This is a genomic window from Streptomyces sp. NPDC054961, from assembly GCF_053609145.1.
Genome location: NZ_JBSGWY010000006.1, coordinates 1 through 18,125, shown reverse-complemented (window position 1 = coordinate 18,125; position 18,125 = coordinate 1). Strand labels below are relative to the sequence as shown.

At 73.8% G+C, this 18,125-nt stretch carries 14 protein-coding genes, 1 other RNA gene and 2 pseudogenes; 6 read left to right on the top strand and 11 right to left on the bottom strand.

Features of this window, described 5'->3' with window-relative positions:
• Positions 1-141: 141 nt before the first annotated feature.
• Positions 142-942 carry a peroxide stress protein YaaA gene (gene yaaA / locus ACWF9Z_RS08390; RefSeq protein WP_453598866.1) on the bottom strand — a complete coding sequence of 267 codons (801 nt, stop codon included), beginning with the start codon at positions 940-942 and terminating at the stop codon, positions 142-144.
• Positions 943-1,048: 106 nt separating this feature from the next.
• Between yaaA and ACWF9Z_RS08385 the strand changes: the two genes are divergently transcribed.
• Both ACWF9Z_RS08385 and rnpB read left to right on the top strand, forming a co-directional pair.
• Positions 1,049-2,491 (top strand): RNB domain-containing ribonuclease, encoded by a 1,443-nt coding sequence (locus tag ACWF9Z_RS08385; RefSeq protein WP_453598863.1) that lies wholly within the window; start codon positions 1,049-1,051, stop codon positions 2,489-2,491.
• A 78-nt stretch (positions 2,492-2,569) separates the two neighbouring features.
• Positions 2,570-2,971: RNase P RNA component class A (gene rnpB / locus ACWF9Z_RS08380), an RNA gene on the top strand.
• An 84-nt stretch (positions 2,972-3,055) separates the two neighbouring features.
• Here rnpB and ACWF9Z_RS08375 read toward each other — a convergent pair.
• From ACWF9Z_RS08375 to ACWF9Z_RS08365, 3 genes are read right to left on the bottom strand one after another with little or no spacing between them, the layout of a single operon-like run.
• Positions 3,056-4,378 (bottom strand): bifunctional RNase H/acid phosphatase, encoded by a 1,323-nt coding sequence (locus ACWF9Z_RS08375; protein WP_453598861.1) that lies wholly within the window; start codon positions 4,376-4,378, stop codon positions 3,056-3,058.
• Complete coding sequence (locus ACWF9Z_RS08370) at positions 4,378-5,121, bottom strand: zinc ribbon domain-containing protein (protein ID WP_453599311.1); 744 nt, start codon at positions 5,119-5,121, stop codon at positions 4,378-4,380. The genes ACWF9Z_RS08375 and ACWF9Z_RS08370 overlap by 1 nt, the downstream gene beginning before the upstream one ends.
• Positions 5,118-5,975, bottom strand: a complete 858-nt coding sequence (locus ACWF9Z_RS08365; protein WP_453598859.1) for a Nif3-like dinuclear metal center hexameric protein — start codon at positions 5,973-5,975, stop codon at positions 5,118-5,120. The genes ACWF9Z_RS08370 and ACWF9Z_RS08365 overlap by 4 nt, the downstream gene beginning before the upstream one ends.
• A gap of 298 nt (positions 5,976-6,273) precedes the next feature.
• On the opposite strand from ACWF9Z_RS08365, the gene ACWF9Z_RS08360 reads away from it, so the two are divergent.
• Entirely contained in the window at positions 6,274-7,422 is a 1,149-nt protein-coding gene (locus ACWF9Z_RS08360) for a hypothetical protein (protein WP_453598856.1), read from the top strand.
• A gap of 155 nt (positions 7,423-7,577) precedes the next feature.
• On the opposite strand, the gene ACWF9Z_RS08355 is transcribed toward ACWF9Z_RS08360, so the two are convergent.
• The 3 genes from ACWF9Z_RS08355 to ACWF9Z_RS08345 form a co-directional block, all read right to left on the bottom strand.
• On the bottom strand, positions 7,578-8,522 hold the full coding sequence (locus ACWF9Z_RS08355; RefSeq protein ID WP_453598853.1) for a 3-oxoacyl-ACP reductase: 945 nt from the start codon (positions 8,520-8,522) through the stop codon (positions 7,578-7,580).
• Between the two features lie 24 nt (positions 8,523-8,546).
• Positions 8,547-9,623, bottom strand: a complete 1,077-nt coding sequence (locus tag ACWF9Z_RS08350) for a Zn-dependent alcohol dehydrogenase (RefSeq protein WP_453598850.1) — start codon at positions 9,621-9,623, stop codon at positions 8,547-8,549.
• A 129-nt stretch (positions 9,624-9,752) separates the two neighbouring features.
• Positions 9,753-10,607 (bottom strand): MaoC/PaaZ C-terminal domain-containing protein, encoded by an 855-nt coding sequence (locus ACWF9Z_RS08345; protein ID WP_453598848.1) that lies wholly within the window; start codon positions 10,605-10,607, stop codon positions 9,753-9,755.
• 247 nt (positions 10,608-10,854) lie between these two features.
• On the opposite strand from ACWF9Z_RS08345, the gene ACWF9Z_RS08340 reads away from it, so the two are divergent.
• A complete protein-coding gene (locus ACWF9Z_RS08340) occupies positions 10,855-11,214 on the top strand; it encodes a DNA-binding response regulator (protein WP_453599308.1) in 360 nt (119 codons plus the stop codon).
• Between the two features lie 47 nt (positions 11,215-11,261).
• Here the strand turns inward: ACWF9Z_RS08340 and ACWF9Z_RS08335 are convergent, their stop codons facing one another.
• The 4 genes from ACWF9Z_RS08335 to ACWF9Z_RS08320 form a co-directional block, all read right to left on the bottom strand.
• Entirely contained in the window at positions 11,262-12,452 is a 1,191-nt protein-coding gene (locus ACWF9Z_RS08335) for a lipid-transfer protein (protein WP_453599306.1), read from the bottom strand.
• Between the two features lie 28 nt (positions 12,453-12,480).
• Positions 12,481-14,613: an acyl-CoA dehydrogenase gene (locus tag ACWF9Z_RS08330; protein WP_453598845.1), complete on the bottom strand. Its 2,133-nt coding sequence runs from the start codon at positions 14,611-14,613 to the stop codon at positions 12,481-12,483.
• Positions 14,614-14,718: 105 nt separating this feature from the next.
• On the bottom strand, positions 14,719-15,390 hold the full coding sequence (locus tag ACWF9Z_RS08325; RefSeq protein ID WP_453598842.1) for a TetR/AcrR family transcriptional regulator: 672 nt from the start codon (positions 15,388-15,390) through the stop codon (positions 14,719-14,721).
• Positions 15,391-15,574: 184 nt separating this feature from the next.
• Positions 15,575-16,777, bottom strand: a complete 1,203-nt coding sequence (locus ACWF9Z_RS08320) for a cytochrome P450 family protein (protein ID WP_453598840.1) — start codon at positions 16,775-16,777, stop codon at positions 15,575-15,577.
• A gap of 265 nt (positions 16,778-17,042) precedes the next feature.
• Here ACWF9Z_RS08320 and ACWF9Z_RS08315 point away from each other — a divergent pair.
• Both ACWF9Z_RS08315 and ACWF9Z_RS08310 read left to right on the top strand, forming a co-directional pair.
• Positions 17,043-17,620: pseudogene (locus tag ACWF9Z_RS08315) on the top strand (IS607 family transposase).
• A pseudogene (locus ACWF9Z_RS08310) lies at positions 17,613-18,125 on the top strand (IS200/IS605 family accessory protein TnpB-related protein); the annotation flags it as partial. The pseudogenes ACWF9Z_RS08315 and ACWF9Z_RS08310, both read left to right, overlap by 8 nt.

Sequence of the window (18,125 nt, the reverse complement as noted above, 5' to 3'; positions counted from 1 at the left end):
CGCGGGCGGGGGCGGGCCCGCCGGGCCCGCAGCCCGCCCGCGAGCGCCAGCGCGCCCGCGCGCGGGGGCGCCGCGGGGCGGGCGCGGCCGCCCGCGGCCCCCCCCCGGGGCGCGGGCGGACGGCCGCCGGCCGTCGGCCGGTCAGTGGATCTGCGTGACCACCACGTCCAGGGCCCACGCCTTCGACGGCTTCGACGGGGGCTCCGCCTCCACCGTGAAGCCCAGGTCCCGCAGGGCCGTGACGAGTTCCGCCGGGGACGCGGGGGCCGCGCCCGCCGTCAGGAGGTCGCGGATCAGGCGGCCCTTCGTGGCCTTGTTGAAGTGGCTCACCACGGACCGCTTCTCCACGCCGTCCACCATCTGCGCGTGCAGCACCCGCACCGTCGCCGTCCGCCCCGCGACCTCGCCCTTCGGCTTCCACGCCGAGGCGTAGGCGGAGGAGCGCAGGTCCAGGACCAGGCCGTCGCCCGCCGCTTCCGGCATGACCTCCGCCATCGGCGCCCGCCAGAACGCGCCCAGCGCCCCCAGCCCCGGCAGCTTCACGCCCATCGAGCACCGGTAGGACGGGATGCGGTCCGTGATCCGGACCGCGCCCCACAGACCCGAGAAGACCAGCAGCGACCGCGCGGCCCGCTTCACCGCGGCCGGCGGAAGGGTCGAGAGGCCCAGCGCGTCGTACAGGACGCCCGTGTAGACCTCCCCCGCCGGCCGCGCCACGGCCGACCGCAGTTCCGCGTTCTTCGCGACCTCGCCCCGCAGGCCCTCGCTCAGGCCCAGGACTTCCCGCGCCTTCTCCTCGTCGCCCACGCACAGCTCGACGAGTTCCTCCAGCACCGCCGCCCGTGAGGCGCCGAGCCCCGGCAGCGACAGCGACTCCGGCTTCAGCGGTGCGCCGGAGCCGCCGGCGGCCTTTCCTTCGGACGGCGGCAGCAGCACGAGCACGGTGGTTCTCCTTCGGACGGGCATGGCACAGCGGCGGGGGTGCGGCCCCAGCCCAGGGTAGACGGCTCGCCGCGCCGCCCCGGCCCGCCGGCCATAGGCTCGGTGCATGCCACGCCGTCACATGATCATGACCGGCGCAGACGGGGCTGCCCTGCGGGCCGCGCTGCGTGCCCTGCGGACCGAGCTGGGGGTGACGCGGGAGTTCCCGGCGCCCGTCCTCGCCGAGGCCGAACGGGCCGCCGGCCATCCGCTCCTGCCCGGCCTCGACGCCACGGACGTCCCCCTCTTCACGATCGATCCGCCGGCCTCACGGGACCTGGACCAGGCCATGCACCTGGCGAAGCGCCCCTCCGGCGGCTACCGCGTGCACTACGCCATCGCCGACGTCGCCGCCTACGTCACCCCCGGCGGCGCCCTCAACGCCGAGGCCCACCGCCGGGTCACCACCCTCTACTTCCCCGACGAGAAGGTCCCGCTGCACCCGGCCGTGCTCTCGGAGGGCGCGGCCAGCCTGCTGCCCGACCAGACCCGTCCGGCCCTGCTGTGGCGGCTCGACCTGGACGCGGAGGGCCGCGTGGAGAGCGCCGACGTGCGCCGCGCGCTCGTGCGCAGCCGGGCCAGGCTGGACTACGCGGGGGTCCAGAAGGCCATCGACGGCGGCACCGCCGAGGAGGCCGTCGCCCTGCTCAAGGAGGTCGGGACCCTGCGCGAGGCCCTCGAGGTGGAGCGCGGCGGGATCTCGCTGAACGTGCCCGAGCAGGAGATCGTCGAGCACGGGGGCTCGTACAGCCTGGCCTACCGGGCTCCGCTCCCGGCCGACGGCTGGAACGCCCAGATCTCCCTCATGACCGGCATGGCCGCCGCCGAGCTCATGCTCGCCGCCGGGACCGGCATCCTGCGGACCCTGCCGACCGCTCCCGACGGGGCGGTCGGACGGCTGCGCCGGGTGGCGAAGGCCCTGCGGATCGAGTGGCCGCACCACGTTCCGTACGCCGAGCTCGTGCGCTCCCTCGATCCGCGCCGGCCCGACCACGCGGCGTTCCTCCAGGACTGCACCTCCCTGCTGCGCGGCGCCGGTTACACGGTCTTCACCGGCGGCGAGACGCCGGACCCGGTGCTGCACGCGGCGGTCGCGGCCCCCTACGCCCACTGCACCGCCCCCCTGCGCCGGCTCGTCGACCGGTACGCCGGCGAGCTGTGCGTGGCGGCGGTGGCGGGGGACGCACCGCCGCAGTGGGTGCTGTCCGCGCTGGCGGACCTGCCGGAGGAGATGGCGAACGGCACCCGGCTGGCGAACACGGCGGAGCGGGAGGCCGTGGACCTGGTGGAGGCGGCGCTGCTCAAGGACCACGTCGGGGAGACCTTCGAGGCGATGGTCATCGACGTCAGGGAGCGGGAGCCGCTGGTCGGCACGGTGCACCTGGAGGACCCGGCCGTGGTCGGCCGGGTCGAGGCCGCCTCCGGCGAGCTGCCGCTGGGCGAGCGGATCAGGGTCCGTCTGACGGAGGCGGACCCCGGGACCTCGAAGGTGCTGTTCGCCCCGGCGTAGGGGGCGGCGGATCGCGCGGCCGCCCGTCTCGGGGTCAAGCCGTGACGGCACAGCCGGTAACATGGTCGGCACGACAGACGAGTCGGCTGGACGGCCGCGTCGGGATCCCAGGATCCCGCCGAGGAACGTCCGGGCTCCACAGGGCAGGGTGGTGGCTAACGGCCACCCGGGGTGACCCGCGGGACAGTGCCACAGAAAACAGACCGCCTGGGGCTTCGGCCCCCGGTAAGGGTGAAACGGTGGTGTAAGAGACCACCAGCGCCTGAGGTGACTCAGGCGGCTAGGTAAACCCCACCCGGAGCAAGGTCAAGAGGGGTCGTCTCCGGACGGCCCTGCGCGAACGTTCGAGGGCTGCTCGCCCGAGTTCGCGGGTAGACCGCACGAGGCCGGCGGCAACGCCGGTCCTAGATGGATGGCCGTCTCCCCGGCGACCGCGAGGTCTCCGGGAGACAGAACCCGGCGTACAGGCCGGCTCGTCTGCCGTCCTTCCTCTGCATGAAAAGGACCCCCCGCCCGGTACGGGCGGGGGGTCCTTTTCGTCGTGCGCGTGCGGCGCCGCGCGGCTCAGCGCAGGTGGGACGTGTCGTTCAGGAGGCGGACCGAGGCGTTGCCGTCCGCGTAGTAGGCCACCGCCGACAGGGAGGCCGCCGAGAGTTCCATGCGGAACAGGGCCTCCGGCGGGGCGCCGAGGGCGAGGCGGACGAGGATCTTGACCGGCGTCACGTGCGAGACCAGCAGGACGGTGCGGCCCGCGTGCGCGGCCAGGAGCCGGTCCCGGGTCGCCGAGACCCGGCGGGTGGCGGACGCGAAGCTCTCGCCGCCGCCCGTGGGGGCGGCCTTCGGGGAGTCCAGCCACGCCTGGAGGTCCTCGGGGAAACGCTCCTGGACCTCCGCGAAGGTCAGCCCCTCCCAGGCGCCGAAGTCGACCTCGCGCAGGCCCTCTTCGACGGTGACGGTGAGCCCGAGCCGGTCGGCGACGGCCTGCGCGGTCTCCCGGCAGCGCCGCAGCGGGGAGCTGATCACCGTCTGGACGGTGCCGCGCGCCGCCAGCGACTCGGCGACGGCGGCGGCCTGGCGGCGGCCGGCCGGGGACAGCTCCGGGTCGCTGCCGCCGCTGCCGGAGAAGCGCTTCTGCGGGGTCAGCGCGGTCTCGCCGTGGCGCAGCAGCACGAAGGTCGCCGGGGCGCCCATGTCGGGTCCCCAGCCGGCGGTGGGCGCTGCCGCGACGGGCTCGGCCACCGCGCCGGCCGCGACGGGCTCGGGCACCGCGAACAGGGTGCCGGCCGTGCCGGCTCCCGGGTCCGCGGGCGCCGACGGGCCGGCCGGGGCCGGCGTGCGGGACGCGGAGGCGAGGGCGGCGCGCACCGCCGCGGCCCCCTTCGCCGCGTCCCCGGGAGGGCCGGACGGCGGGGCCGCCAGGGCGCGCGCCGCCGAGGCGTCCAGGGCCGCCGAGGAATCCGAGGGCTCCCACTGCTTGCCGCGCTTGCCCGCGTCCATCGCCTCGTTGGCGAGCCGGTCCGCGTGCTTGTTCTTCTCGCGCGGGATCCACTCGTACGTCACCTGCGCGCGCGGCAGGATCGTCGCCGCCTCGGCCGCGAGCGGCTTCATGTCGGGGTGCTTGATCTTCCAGCGGCCCGACATCTGCTCGACGACGAGCTTGGAGTCCATCCGGACGAGGACCACCGCGTCGGGGTCCAGCGCGCGGGCGGCCCTGAGCCCGGCGATGAGGCCCTTGTACTCGGCCACGTTGTTCGTCGCGACGCCGATGTACTCCGCGCGCTCGGCCAGCGTCTCGCCCGTCGCCGGGTCGAGGACGACGGAGCCGTAGCCGGCGGGACCCGGGTTGCCCCGGGAGCCGCCGTCGGCCTCTACGACGAACCGCGGCATCAGATGCCCGAGTCGGCCGTACGGACCAGGATGCGCCCGCAGCTCTCGTGGCGGACGATCTCGTCGCGGGCGGCGGCCTTGATCTCGTTGACCTCGGCGAGGTCGAGCTCCAGGCGGCAGCCCTCGCAGCGGCGCTGCGAAAGGCGGGCGGCGCCGACGCCGCCCTGCTTGACGCGGATCTTCTCGTACAGCGCGATCAGCGCGGCCGGCATGGCGGTGACGATGACCTCGCGGTCCTTGTCGATGCCGGCGACCTCGGCGTCGATCTCGCCGGTGGCGGCGTCGCGGCGCGCGGTGGCGTCGACGAGCTTGGTCTCCAGGGAGGCGACCCGGTCGGTCAGCTCGGTGACGGTCTCCTGGGCGGTCTCCAGGCGCTCCATGACCTCGAGGACCACGTCCTCCAGGTCGCCCTGGCGCTTGGCGAGGGAGACGACCTCGCTCTGCAGGTTGGCCAGGTCGCGGGAGGAGATGCCTGCGCCGGAGTCCAGGCGGGCCTGGTCGCGGGCGGCGCGCTGGCGCACCTGGTCCACGTCCTGCTCGGCCTTGGTCTGCTCGCGGGCGGCGTCGGTGGCCTTGGTCTGGGCGGCGACGAGGAAGTCGCGCTGCTGGGCGAGGTCCTTGGTCAGGGAGTCGACCTCGGCGTGTTCGGGCAGCGACTTGCGCTTGTGGGCGAGCTGAGACAGCCGGACGTCCAGGGCCTGGACGTCGAGAAGTCGGATCTGGTCGGCGGGCTCGGCGTTCAGTTGGGGGCTCCAGAGATAGAAGGGGGTGTCACGGACGGCGCGTGCGCCGTCCACGGGTCGGTGACCGTGCGCGAGACGTGGGTGCGCAGACCCCAGCCGTGGCGCTCGGAGATGGCGTCGAGCTGGGCCGCGGCCTGCTCGCACCAGGGCCACTCGGTGGCCCAGTGGGCGGCGTCGACGAGGGCGAGCGGATTCTGCTCGCGGGCCTCGGACGCCGGGTGGTGGCGCAGGTCGGCGGTGACGTAGGCGTCGACGCCGGCGGCGCGGACCTGCTCGAAGAGGCTGTCGCCGGAGCCGCCGCTGACGGCGACCCTGCGGATCAGCGCGTCCGGGTCGCCGGCCACGCGGATGCCCTGTGCGGTGGGCTGGAGCCAGGCGGCGGCGCGGGCGGTGAACTCGCGGAGCGTCTCGGGGCGGTCGAGCTCGCAGATCCGGCCGAGGCCGCGGCGGCCCGAGGGGTCGGTCGGGTCGGGGACCAGCGGGCCGGTGACGCGCAGGTCGAGGGCTCCGGCGAGGGCGTCGGAGACGCCCGGGTCGGCGGTGTCGGCGTTGGTGTGGGCGACGTGCAGCGCGATGTCGTTCTTGATCAGCGTGTGCACAACGCGGCCCTTGAAGGTGCCGGCCTCGACGGTGGTGGTGCCGCGCAGGTAGAGGGGGTGGTGGGTGACGATCAGATCGGCGCCCCTCGTCACCGCCTCGTCGACGATCTCCTGGACGGGGTCCACCGCGAACAGGACCCGGGAGACCTCGGCGTCGGGGTCGCCGCAGACGGTGCCGACGGAGTCCCACTGCTCGGCCCGCGAGGGGGGCCAGAGAGCGTCCAGCGCGGCGATGACTTCAGAGAGACGGGGCACAGGCCAAGGCTACCGTCCGTGGCGACCGCCCCGGCGCTCCGAGCCCGGCGGATCCGGGTCGGGAGCGCGGGGTCGGGGACAGCACCCCTCCTCCTGGGGGTGGGGGCGGGCGGAGCCCGAAAAGGGGTGAGGCGCACCTAACCACCGACTCACCCCAAACACCCGGATATGGCACAGCACAGCCGTCGGCCGTCCCACAGTCGAATCGCCGCCCGGCCACCCGTACGTGTGAAGCGGGCTCGGTCGCCGTGTCCGTCGGCCGACGCGATCACTAACTTCCTCACCGGAGGCGACGAAGATGACTGTCTGTGCCATCGAGACGACGAAGACGGCCCCGTTCACCCTGGCCGCGGACGGCTCCTACGCCGCCCGGCTGGCCGGGGACGGCGAGGCCCGCTACCCGGAGCGCTGGACGCTGACCGGTCCCGAGCCGTACGCGGTGCCGCTGCCGCTCGGGCAGCCCGAGGAGGCGGACAGCGAGGTGCTGCCGCTGGCCGACGGGCGGGTGCTGATCCACCGGCGGGTGGCCGAGCGGCACGCCTTCGCGCTGCTGTACCCGACGGGCGGCAGCGGCGGCCGTGCGGGCAGCGGCCCCCGGACCGGGGAGCTGCCGCTCGGGGCGGTCTCCTCGCAGGACGAGGACGGCGGCCCGGACGGCGTACGGGTCACCCTGCTGCCGCCGTCCCCGGACGGGTACGGGGCCTTCGCCCTGGCCGTGGGAGCCGCCACGACCACGGTGTGGCAGGTCGCCGGCACCCCCTTCGGGCCGCAGCGGGTCGCCCGCGTCCCGGGGCGCTGCTCCGGGGGCGTCTGGCTCGACCGGACGGGCCGGCTGCTGGCGCTGGACCGCGAATTGGACGGCCCGGCCGGGCCCGTGACGAAGGCGGTGGCGGTCGACCTGCACCGCGGCGGCGAGGTCTCCCCGCTGCTCCAGATCACCGCGGGCAGCGACGACCGGCTGCTGCTGGCCGACCCCGACAGCGGTCTGCTGCTGATCCGCTCGGACGCGCCGGGTGAGCTCCGGCTCGGCTGGGGGGTCCTGGGCAGTGCCCGCCCGGTGCGCTTCCCCGAGTGCCTGCGGGCGGTCGGGGCCGCGGCCACGCCGTTCGCCGTACAGCCGGGACAGGCCCTGATGCCGGAGAGCTGCGGGGTCGCGCTGCGGGTGGACGAGGCCGGGGACGGCTACGGCGGCAGCGTGGCCGGACTCGCCCTCTGGCGTCCCGCCGACCGGCACGTCTTCCGCATCGGCGCCCCAGCCGGCTGGCTCGGCGGCACGGGCCTGTGGAGCACCGAAGGCCGCCTGCACCTCCCGTACGCGACCCCCGAAGTCCCCTGCGGCATCATCGGCATGAACCTCCCGGTCCCCCCACCCGCGCCCCTCGACCTCACCCCCCTCCCACCCCCACCCCCCCGCCCGGTCCCCCTCCAACAGGCCCCACTGGGCTAACCCGAACCTTCTCCACGAAAACCCCGGCCCCGCCAAAATCAGCCCCGCCGGCGTTTGAGGCGCGGGGGCCCGGGGGCCGGCCCCCGGCAACGGACCCGCGCGACAGGCACGACGGGCACGCCCCGGCCCCACCCCGAACGCAACGCGAGGACCGCTCAGCCGTCGTGCTTGAGACCGAGGACCTCCGCCGCCGCGAACGTCTCGTTCGCCGGACGGGAGTCGTAGTGCGGGGTGAGGAGCCCGTCGAGCTCCTCGTAGGAGAAGGACTCCTTGGTGGTGTCGAACTTCGCCGCCACCTTCGGGCGTTCCATGACGACCACGATCCCGCCGTGGACGACGAACAGCTGCCCGTTGACCCTGGCCGAGGCCGGCGAGGCCAGATAGCCGACCAGCGGGGAGACGTGCTCGGGGGCGAGGGCGTCGAGCTTGCCCTCCTCGGGGACCTGGAAGCCCGCGAAGACGTCCTCGGTCATCCGGGTCCGGGCCCGCGGGCAGATCGCGTTGGCCGTGACCCCGTACTTGCCCAGCGCCAGGGCGGTCGAGGTGGTCAGGCCCACGATGCCGCCCTTGGCCGCCGCGTAGTTCGGCTGGCCGGCCGAGCCGCCGAGGAAGGCCTCGGAGGAGGTGTTGACGATCCGGCCGTAGACCGGGCCGCCCGCCGCCTTCGACCGCTCGCGCCAGTGCACGGAAGCGAAGTGGGTGGTGTTGAAGTGACCCTTGAGGTGGACCCGGATGACCGAGTCCCACTCCGCCTCCGACATCGAGAAGACCATCCGGTCGCGCAGGATGCCCGCGTTGTTGACCAGGATGTCGAGCTTGCCGAAGCTGTCCACGGCCAGCCCGACCAGCTCGCGCGCCTGCTCGAAGTCGGCCACGTCACCGAGGTGCGCCACCGCCTGCCCGCCCGCGTCCCGGATCTCCGCGGCGACCTCCTCCGCCGGGGCGGCCGATGCCTCGCCCGAGCCGTCCCGGCCCGGCTGCCCGAAGTCGTTGACGACCACGCTCGCGCCGAGCCGGGCGAGTTCGATCGCCTCGGACCGGCCGAGGCCGCGGCCGGCGCCGGTGACGATGGCGGAGAGTCCCTCAAGTGGCAGTGACATCCGTACGGTTCCTCTCGAAACGGGTCAGAGTTCGATGCAGGTGCGCAGGGCGACGCCCGTACGCATCTGGTCGAGCGCGTCGTTGATCTCGGCGAGCTGTACGCGGTGCGTGATCAGGCCCGCCAGGTCCACCCGGCCGGCCCGCCACAGCGCGATGGTGCGCTCGTAGGAGCGGAGCACGTCGCCGCCGCCGTACATCGACGGCAGGATCTTCTTCTCGTCGAAGAAGAGGGAGAACATGTTGATCGAGTAGTTGTCGTCGAGCGCGCCCGCGCCGACCACGACGACGGCGCCGCCGCGCCGGGTCATCTCGTACGCGGTCTGCGTGGTCTGGGACTTGCCGACGACCTCGAAGACGTAGTCGAAGCCCTCGCCCGCGGTGATCCGGTTCTTGGCGTCGGCGAAGGCCTCCGGGGAGACCGCCTCCGTGGCCCCGAAGCGCAGCGCCGCCTCGCGCCGGGAGGCGACCGGGTCGACGGCGACGATCTGGGACGCGCCCTGCACCTTGGCGCCCTGGATGACGGAGATGCCGACGCCGCCGCAGCCGATGACGGCGACCGAGGAACCGGCCTCCACCTTGGCCGTGTTGATGGCCGCGCCGAGGCCCGTGGTGACGCCGCAGCCGATCAGGGCGGCGATGTCGAAGGGCACGTCCTCGGGGATCGGCACGGCGCAGCCCGCCGGTACCACCATCTCCTCGGCGAAGGTGCCGGTGCCGGCGAAGCCGAAGACGCTGTTGTCGCCGCGCCGGAAGTTGGGGGTGGCCACGTTGCCGAAGGCCTCCAGGCACAGGTGGCCCTGGCCGCGCCGGCAGGAGGGACAGTGCCCGCACGGCGGCAGCCAGCAGACGAGCACCCGGTCACCGATCTTGTGGCTGGTGACCCCGTCGCCCACGTCCGTGATCACGCCGGAGCCCTCGTGGCCCGGGATGAAGGGGGCGGGCTGCGGCAGCACGCCGCTCATCGCGGAGAGGTCGGAGTGGCACAGGCCGGTGGCCTTGATGCGGATCTTGACCTTGCCGGGGCCGAAGCCCACGGCCTCCATGTCGTCGACGACTTCGAGCTTGTCCTGGCCTATCTCGCTCTGCAGTGCTGCGCGCACGGTGCGGCTCCTTCGCTTCGGCTTCTTGGGGTGGGACGTACCGGATCAGGCGCGCCGGACCGGACCCGCCGGACCGGACCCGCCCGGTCACACGCGCCCGGTCACACGCGCCCGGTCACACGCGCCCGGTCACGCGTACTCGACGACGGTGTCGGCGAGGACCGGCGCGTCGTCCCGGTCGACGGCGCTCACCGTGACCCGTACGCGGCCCGGCTCCTCCCACATCCGGATGCGCAGCGTCTCGCCCGGGAAGACGATCCCGGCGAAGCGCGTGCGGTAGGCGCGGACCCGGGAGACGTCCCCGCCCAGCACGGTGTCGACGACGGCCTTGAGGGTCATCCCGTACGAGCACAGGCCGTGCAGGATGGGCTGGTCGAAGCCGGCCATCTTGGCGAACTCGGGGTCCGCGTGCAGCGGGTTCCAGTCGCCGGAGAGGCGGTACAGCAGCGCCTGCTCCTCGCGGATCGTGCGCTCCTCGATCCGGTCGGGCGCGCGGTCGGGCAGTTCCGTGTTGACGGAGGGGCCGCGGTCACCGCCGAAGCCGCCTTCACCGCGTACGAAGATCTGCGCGTCCGAGGTCCACAGCGGGCCGTCGGCGTCGGCGACCTCGGTCCGCAGGACGATCACGGCCGCCTTGCCCTTGTCGTAGACGGCGGCGACCCTGGCGGTGGAGTGGGCCTGTCCCTGGACCGGGATGGGCCGGTGCAGCTCGATGGACTGGCCGCCGTGCAGGACGGCGGCGAGGTTGACCTCGATGCCGGGGGCGGCGAGCCCGCCCATCATGGCCATGCCCGCGCCGGCGACGGTCGCGAAGCTGGGGAGCACGTGGAGCTTGGACTCCAGGGTGTAGCGCAGCTCGTCGGGGTCGGTGGCGGGGATGCCCGCTCCGAGTCCGAGGTGGTAGAGCTGGATGTCCTTGTGGTCCCAGCTGATTTCCCCCTTGCGGGGTTCGGCGGCGAGGGCCTTGGCGGCATCGATCGGCATGAGGATGCTGCTCCTTGTTCGTGGAAGACCTCGGCGCGGCCGTCCGCACCGTCGGCCGCACCGAGGTCGTATGCGGGACCGGCTGTCTAGAACGCGTTCTAGGTATCCGGTGAAGGAATGTATAACGCACGTCCCAGCAGTTGGGAAGACTCCTGACTTCACGTCAGATCGTGTCGTCCGGGCGCGCGTTGGAGCGTGTTGCGGGGCCGGGGGGCCGTCGCGGCCGTACCCTTCGGGGGTGGACGAAATGCCCGTTGCCCCGCGTGTGCCCCGCTCCCTGCGGGTGCTCCTGGCTCCGCCGAACCCGGCCCTGGCGGTCCTGCTCGGACTCCAGCCGGACATCGAGGTGGTACAGGACGCGTTCGCGCGGCCCGCGGTGGCGCTGACGGACTCGGTGGAGCTCGTCCCCGGCCTCCTGGCGGAGGATCCGGAGTGCCGGGTCCTGGTGCTGGCCGGGTCCGCGCGCAGCGGGCTCGCGGAGGCCGTGGTCGCCGCCGGCGGGGCGGGCCTGGTCCTGCGGGACGGCCCGGTCGAAGCCCTGGCGGACTCCATCCGGCGGGCCTCGCGCGGCGAGACCGTGATCGACCCCGCGCTGACGGCCCCCTAGCGGCCTCCGCCCGCACCCCTGGGCCGGGCCCCCGACCCCGCGCCCGGCTACGGGCGGCGCAGGAGGGTGACCACCGCCGCGCCGCCCAGGCCGATGTTGTGGGCCAGCCCGACCCGCGCTCCCGCGACCTGCCGCGCACCCGCCTGGTCACGGAGTTGCCAGACGAGTTCCGCAGCCTGGGCGAGGCCCGTCGCGCCCAGCGGGTGGCCCTTGGAGATCAGGCCTCCGGAGGGGTTGACCACCCACCGTCCCCCGTACGTCGTGGCCCCGCTCTCCACCAGCTCCCCGGCGCCGCCGTCCGCGCACATGCCCAGCGCCTCGTACGTCAGCAGCTCGTTGATCGAGAAGCAGTCGTGCAGCTCGATCACGTCCACGTCCCCGATGCCCAGCCCCGACGCCTCGAAGACCTGCCGTCCCGCCGCCGCGGTCATCGGCTTGCCCACCGCGTCGATACAGGTGCCCGACGAGAAGGACGCCTCCGTGTCCGTGGTCATCGACTGCGCGACGATCTCCACCGCCCGGTCCCCCAGCCCGTGCCGTTCCACGAACCGTTCCGAGACGACCAGCGCCGCCGCCGCCCCGTCGGAGGTCGGCGAGCACTGGAGCTTCGTCAGCGGCTCGTGGATCGTCTTGGCCGCCAGGATCTCCTCGACCGTGTACACGTCCTGGAACTGCGCGTTCGGGTTGTTCGCCGAGTGCCGGTGGTTCTTCGCGCCGACCGCCGCCAGCTGCGCGGCCGTGGTCCCGTACAGCTTCATGTGCTCCCGGGCCGCGTTGCCGAAGATCTGCGCGGTCGGCGGCGACATCTCGAAGCCGTGCCCGGCGGCCATGATCCCGTAGTGGCGGGCGACCGGCGAGGTCTTGAAGTCGCCGCCGTCCGAACCGCCTCCCAGCGCGCCCTTCTTCATCTTCTCGAAGCCGAGCGCGAGCACGCAGTCGTTGAGCCCGCCCTCCACGAACTGCCGCGCCATCATCAGCGCGGTGGAGCCCGTCGCACAGTTGTTGTTGACGTTGTAGACGGGCACTCCGCTCAGGCCCAGCTCGTACGCCGCCCGCTGGCCGGCCGTGGAGGCCTGGAAGCAGTAGCCCACCGGCACCTGCTCGACCAGGCCGTAGTCCACCCCCGCGTCCGCCAGCGCCGCCGACCCCGCTTCCTTCGCCATGTCCCAGTACTGCCAGTCCCGCGACTCCGGCTTCTCGAACTTCGTCATGCCGACGCCCACGATGTACGACTTGATGCCACTCACTGGAGTTCCGCCCCTTCGGTCAGTCCCTGGGAAGGCCGAGAATGCGCTCGGCCACGACGTTGAGCTGTACTTGCGTGGTGCCCCCGGCGATGGTCAGGCAGCGGGACATGAGCATTCCGTGCACCGCGCGCTTCGCCGCCCCCTCGCTCACCGCGCCCGCCGGCCCCAGCAGTTCGAGCGCGAGCTCGGCGGTCTTCTGCTGGTGCGGGGTCTGCACGAGCTTGCGCACGGAGGCACCCGCGCCCGGCTCCAGTCCGGAGACCTGCTGCAACGTGGTGCGCAGCCCGATGCAGGCCAGGGCGTGCGCCTCGGCGGCGAGCGCGCCGATCCGCACCCGGTACCCGCCTTCGAGTTCGGCGGAGCGCGCGAGCAGTGCCTCCAGGCTGGTGTCGAAGGTCATCTGGTCGGCCATGTGGACGCGTTCGTTGCCGAGGGTGTTGCGGGCGACCTTCCAGCCCCCGTCGGGCGCGCCCACCAGGGCGTCGGCGGGGAGCGGGACGTCGTCGAAGTAGACCTCGTTGAAGAGGGCCTCGCCGGTGATCTCCTTGAGCGGCCGGATGTCGATCCCGGGGGTCTTCATGTCCACGATGAAGTAGCCGAGGCCCTTGTGCTTGGGGGCGGCCGGGTCCGTCCGGGCGAGGAGGATGCCGTAGTCGGCGCTCTGGGCGGAACTCGTCCACACCTTCTGCCCGTTGACGATCCAGGTGCCGTCACCGGATGCCGCGCGCTCCGCCTTCGTCCGCAGCGAGGCCAGGTCCGAGCCCGCCCCCGGCTCGGAGAAGAGCTGGCACCAGGTGACGTCCCCGCGCAGCGTCGCCAGCAGGTAGCGCTCCTGCTGCTCGGGGGTCCCGTAGGCCAGCAGCGAGGGGACGACCCAGGTGGCGATCCCGAGGTCGGCGACCTTGACCCCGGCGGCCTTGAGTTCCTGCTGCACGACGAGCTGCTCGACGGGGCCCGCGCCGAGTCCGTACGGCGGCGGCAGGTACGGGGCCGCGTACCCGGTGGGCGCCAGCACCCGGCGTGCGGTGGCGGGGTCGAGCCCGGCCGCGTCCGCGATGGCGGTACGGGCCTTCGCGCGGTGGGACTCGGCCCGCGCGGGCAGCTCCAGCCGCAGCTCGCGGCGCGCCCCGGCGGCGGCGAGCCGCACGGCCCGTACCCGGTGGCCGTCGCCCGATCCGAGGAGCTGGCGGGCGACCAGGGCCCGGCGCAGGTAGATGTGGGCGTCGTGTTCCCAGGTGAAGCCGATGCCGCCCAGCACCTGGATGCAGTCCTTGGCGCAGGAGTACGCGGCGTCCAGCGCGGTCCCGGCGGCCAGCGCGGCCACCAGCGACCGCACCTCGGCCGGTTCCCCGGCGGCCTGCGCCGCGTCCCAGACGAGCGCCCGGGCCTGCTCCACGCGCACCAGCATGTCGGCGCACAGGTGCTTGATCCCCTGGAACCGGCCGATGGGGCGCCCGAACTGCTCGCGCACCTTCGCGTACTCGGCGGCGGTGTGCAGCGCCCAGGCGGCGGTGCCGCAGGCATCGGCGGCGAACAGCAGGCACGCGAGGTCCCGCACGAGGGCGGCGTCGAGCTCCAGCAGCCCGCCCGGCCCGGTGGTGACCCCCCTGGCCCGCACCTCGGCGGTCGGCCGGGTCGGGTCGGCGCTCTCGTGGGTGCGGACGTCCAGCGCGGCGGCGTCCACGGCGAACCAGCGGGTCCCGTGCGCGGTCTCGGCGGCGAGCAGCACCACGTCGGCCTCGCCCGCGCCCAGCACCGGCGGCGCGGTCCCGTCGAGGAGGTACCCGCCCTCCACGGCCACGCCGGTCAGGTCCCCGGGCCCGAGCGCGACGGCCCCGACCCGCCCGGCGAGGGGCTCGGCCCCGGCCCGGTCCAGGAGTACGGAGGCCAGCGCGCTCGGCAGGTACGCCCCGGGCAGCGCCGCCCGGGCGGCCTCCTCCACCACGACGGCGAGGTCGAGCAGGGTCCCGCCGTCCCGGTGCGGCTCCAGCAGCCCGGAGGCGACGAGCCCGTCCCAGTAGGCGGGCCGCGAGCCCGTCTGCGGCGGGGTGTCGAGGAGTTTGCGCACCTCCTCGGGCGGCACGGCCCGCGCGACCCAGCCGCGCACGGCCTCGGCCAACTCCCGCTGTTCCTGTGTGATTCCGATGCCCATGCGCGGCAGAGTAGAACACGTTCCATTCTGACGGAAGGTCAGAACTGTAACGTGTTCCTCCTCTGCCGAGAGGCGTCCGGTGCCCTTCGGGCGCCCGTCCGGGGGTCAGTTCCCCCGGTGCGGTCCGAGGTCGCGCAGGACGGCCGCGAGCTCTTCCGGGGTCGGGGCCGGGGCGGGCAGCGGCGCCGTGGGCCGCGTCCCGGCCCGCAGGCCGTCGAGGAAGAGGGCCAGCTGGCGGCGCCAGGCGTGCGGGGGCGCGGCGGTCGCGAGGGAGGGGACGGAGCGCCCGAGCGTGGCCAGGGAGAGGAGCACGTCCTCGACGGTGACGTCGGGGCGCATCGCGCCGTCCCGCTGGGCCCGGCCCACCAGCAGGGTGAGGGTCTCGTGGTTGTGCGCGTGGACGGCGTCGAGGGAGGTGACGCCCTCGATGGCCGTGGTCATCAGGTCGTTCGCCCCCCGGTCGGCGGCCAGCACCGCGAAGACCGCCTCCAGGTAGCCGGCCAGCGCGGCCCACGGGTCCGCGGCGCGGCGGGCTTCCTCCCCGGCGTCGACGGTGCCGGAGAGCGTGTTCTCGAACACCGCGTCGATCAGGGCGGCCCGGATGCGGAAATGCCGGTACAGCGTGGCGTTGCCGACGCCGGCCCGGCGGGCGATCTCGTCGAGGGGCACGTCCAGGCCCTGCTCGGCGAAGGCCTTGCGGGCCGCGGCCAGCAGCAGTTCACGATTGCGCCGCGCGTCGCGCCGTACCGGCTCGGGCCGTTCGGTGCCCGCCGCCATGTCCACTCCTCGCGTCGCCGGTGACGTACCGGGGAACGCCCCCCGGTACGGATGCCCCCGCATGCTAGCCGGACGGGTACCGGCCCCCCGTCAGCGGCGTCGGCGGCGCGGGGCGGGCCGGGGCGGGGCGGCGCGGGGCGGGGCGGGGCGGGGACGTCACGCCGGGGACGTCACGCCGGGGACGTCACGCGGCGAGCCGCCGCGACCACCGCACCGGCAGGGCGGCCACCCCCCTGAGCATGGCGTTGGGGCGGCGCGTCAGGGATCCGGGGTCGGCGTCCAGGGCGAGGTCCGGCAGGCGGCGCAGCAGCGTCGCCAGGGCGGTGCGCCCTTCGACGCGGGCGAGCGGCGCCCCCAGGCAATGGTGGATGCCGTGTCCGAACGCGAGGTGCCCGCGGGAGGCGCGCCGGATGTCGAAGCGGTCGGGGTCGGGGAAGTGGCGGGGGTCGCGGGAGGCCGCGGCCAGGGAGAGCATCACCGTGTCGCCCGCCGGGATGCGGACCCCGTCGATCTCCACGGCTTCGGCGGCATGGCGGAAGGCCGCGACGGTGACGGGCCCGTCGTGGCGGAGCATCTCCTCCACGGCGCCGTCGAGCAGGCTCGCGTCGGCCCGCAGTGCGGCGAGCTGGTCCGGGTGGCGCAGCAGGTTGAGGACACCGCCGGAGATCAGGTTGACCGTGGTCTCGTGCCCCGCGACCAGCAGGAGGAAGGCCATGCCGAGCAACTCCTCGGGGGACAGCCCGTCCTGCTCCGCGGAGGCCCGGACCAGGGCGCTCATCAGGTCCTGGCCCGGAGCCGCGGCCTTGGCGGCGATGAGCGAGGCGAAGTACGCGCCCATCTCGCCTCCGGCGGCGGCGGCCGCGGCGGGTGAGGACGGCGCCACGAGCTCGGCCGACCAGGCGTGGAAGTGGTGCTGGTCCGCGAGGGGCACCCCGAGCAGTTCGCAGATCACGGTCAGCGGCAGCGGCAGGGCGTAGCCGGCGACCAGGTCGACGGCCCCGGCCGGGGGAAGGGCGTCGAGGAGCGAGTCGGCGATCCGCTGGACGCGGGGCCGCAGCGCGTCGACCCGTCCGGCGGTGAACTCGCGGGCCACCAGGGCGCGCAGCCGCGTGTGCTGGGGCGCGTCCACCTGGAGCATGTTCAGCCCGATGGCGTTCCCGCCGTCGCTCTCCCACGTCGCGGAATGCCGTATGTCGTTGCGTAGCCGGGTGTCCGTCAGCGCGGCGCGCACCTCGTCGCGGCCGAGCACGAGCCAGACGTCCCCGCTCCCGGGCACGTGGACGCGGTGCACGAGGCCCTTCTCCCGCAGCGCGGCGAAGAGGGGGTACGGGTCGGCGGTGACGTCGACACCCTCGGGGGCGAGTTCCTCAAGCGTGGGGGCGGGCATGGCGGTTCCTCCCTGAGGCAAAGCGGGGACGACTCCCCGTTTCTTGGGCGGAACGCTATCACCAAACGGGGAGCTGTCCCCGTTTCATCGCCGCATCGCCGGGGAGGCCGGGCCGGGCGGTCCCGCCGCGCCCGCCCGGCCCCGCGGAAACCGTGACCGCGGCCGGGGGGGCGACCGCGTGACGGTGGGGGTTGGGGCTGTTGGTTCTTTAGATCACTCTTGTGAGTGATAGTGCATTTGGGTGAGTGTGGTTACGGTCGGGTGTATGAACCTCAAGGAGTGGGCGAAGGCGCAGGGTGTGCATCCGCAGACTGCGTATCGCTGGTTCCGCGAGGGTAATCTGCCGGTTCCGGCTGAGCGGGTCGGGCCGCCCACGATTCTGGTGAATGTGGGGCCAACACCGTTCCGGGCGTGGTCGGTGGCGTCGGCCTGTATGCCCGTGTCTCCTCTCACGATCAGAAGCTGGATCTGGAGCGTCAGGCGGCCAGGTTGTCGGCGTGGGCGGCGAAGGCCGGGCATCGGGTGGTGCGCATCGAATCCGAGGTCGCATCCGGGATGAACGGCTCGCGTACCAAGGCGCGTCGCCTGTTGGCCGATCCCGATGTCACGACCGTGGTGGTGGAGCACAAGGACCGCCTTGGCCGCATGAACGTCGAACTCGTGGAAGCGGCCCTGTCCGCGACGGGTCGTCGTCTGGTGGTTCTGGATGACGGGGAGGTCGAAGACGACCTGGTCCGCGACATGGCCGAGGTACTGACCTCGTTCTGTGCCCGCTTGTACGGACAGCGTTCCGCGAAGAACCGGGCACGCAGGGCGCTGGAGGCGGCGGCCGGCGATGGCTGACCGGGCCAGGAAGCCGCGCGCCATCGCCCCCTCGTTCGTGGCGCTCGGTCCGTCCGGTGTGGCGATACGCGACCGCCTGAAGCTGAGTACCAAGGATGAGAGGGTTCTCCGCTTCGTCGGCGAACATCAGGGCAGACTCGCATCTCGTGACCTCAAGCAGCGTTGTGCGGACGGTCATGACCACACCACCGACACGTGGGCAACACGCAAGCGGGGGCTGACGAAGGAGTCGTCTTCGCGGATCGCCGGGGCGATCACCAAGGCCAGCCACGATCAGTGGGCACTCGCCCGCCGCTGCCAGGCCGCGCACATCCACAACCTCGACGCCGGCATCCGCACGCTGCGCCACCGTCTGTCCCTGCCGATCGGGGAGAGGGGCACCAAGCGCGCCGCGGGCGGCTACCGCTCCCAAAGCGAGTGGTTTCGCAAGTCCCGCCGTCTCGTGACGCTGGAGGAGCGGCACGCGGCTGCTGTCGCCGACTGGCGGGCAGGCCGGGTCCGTGTG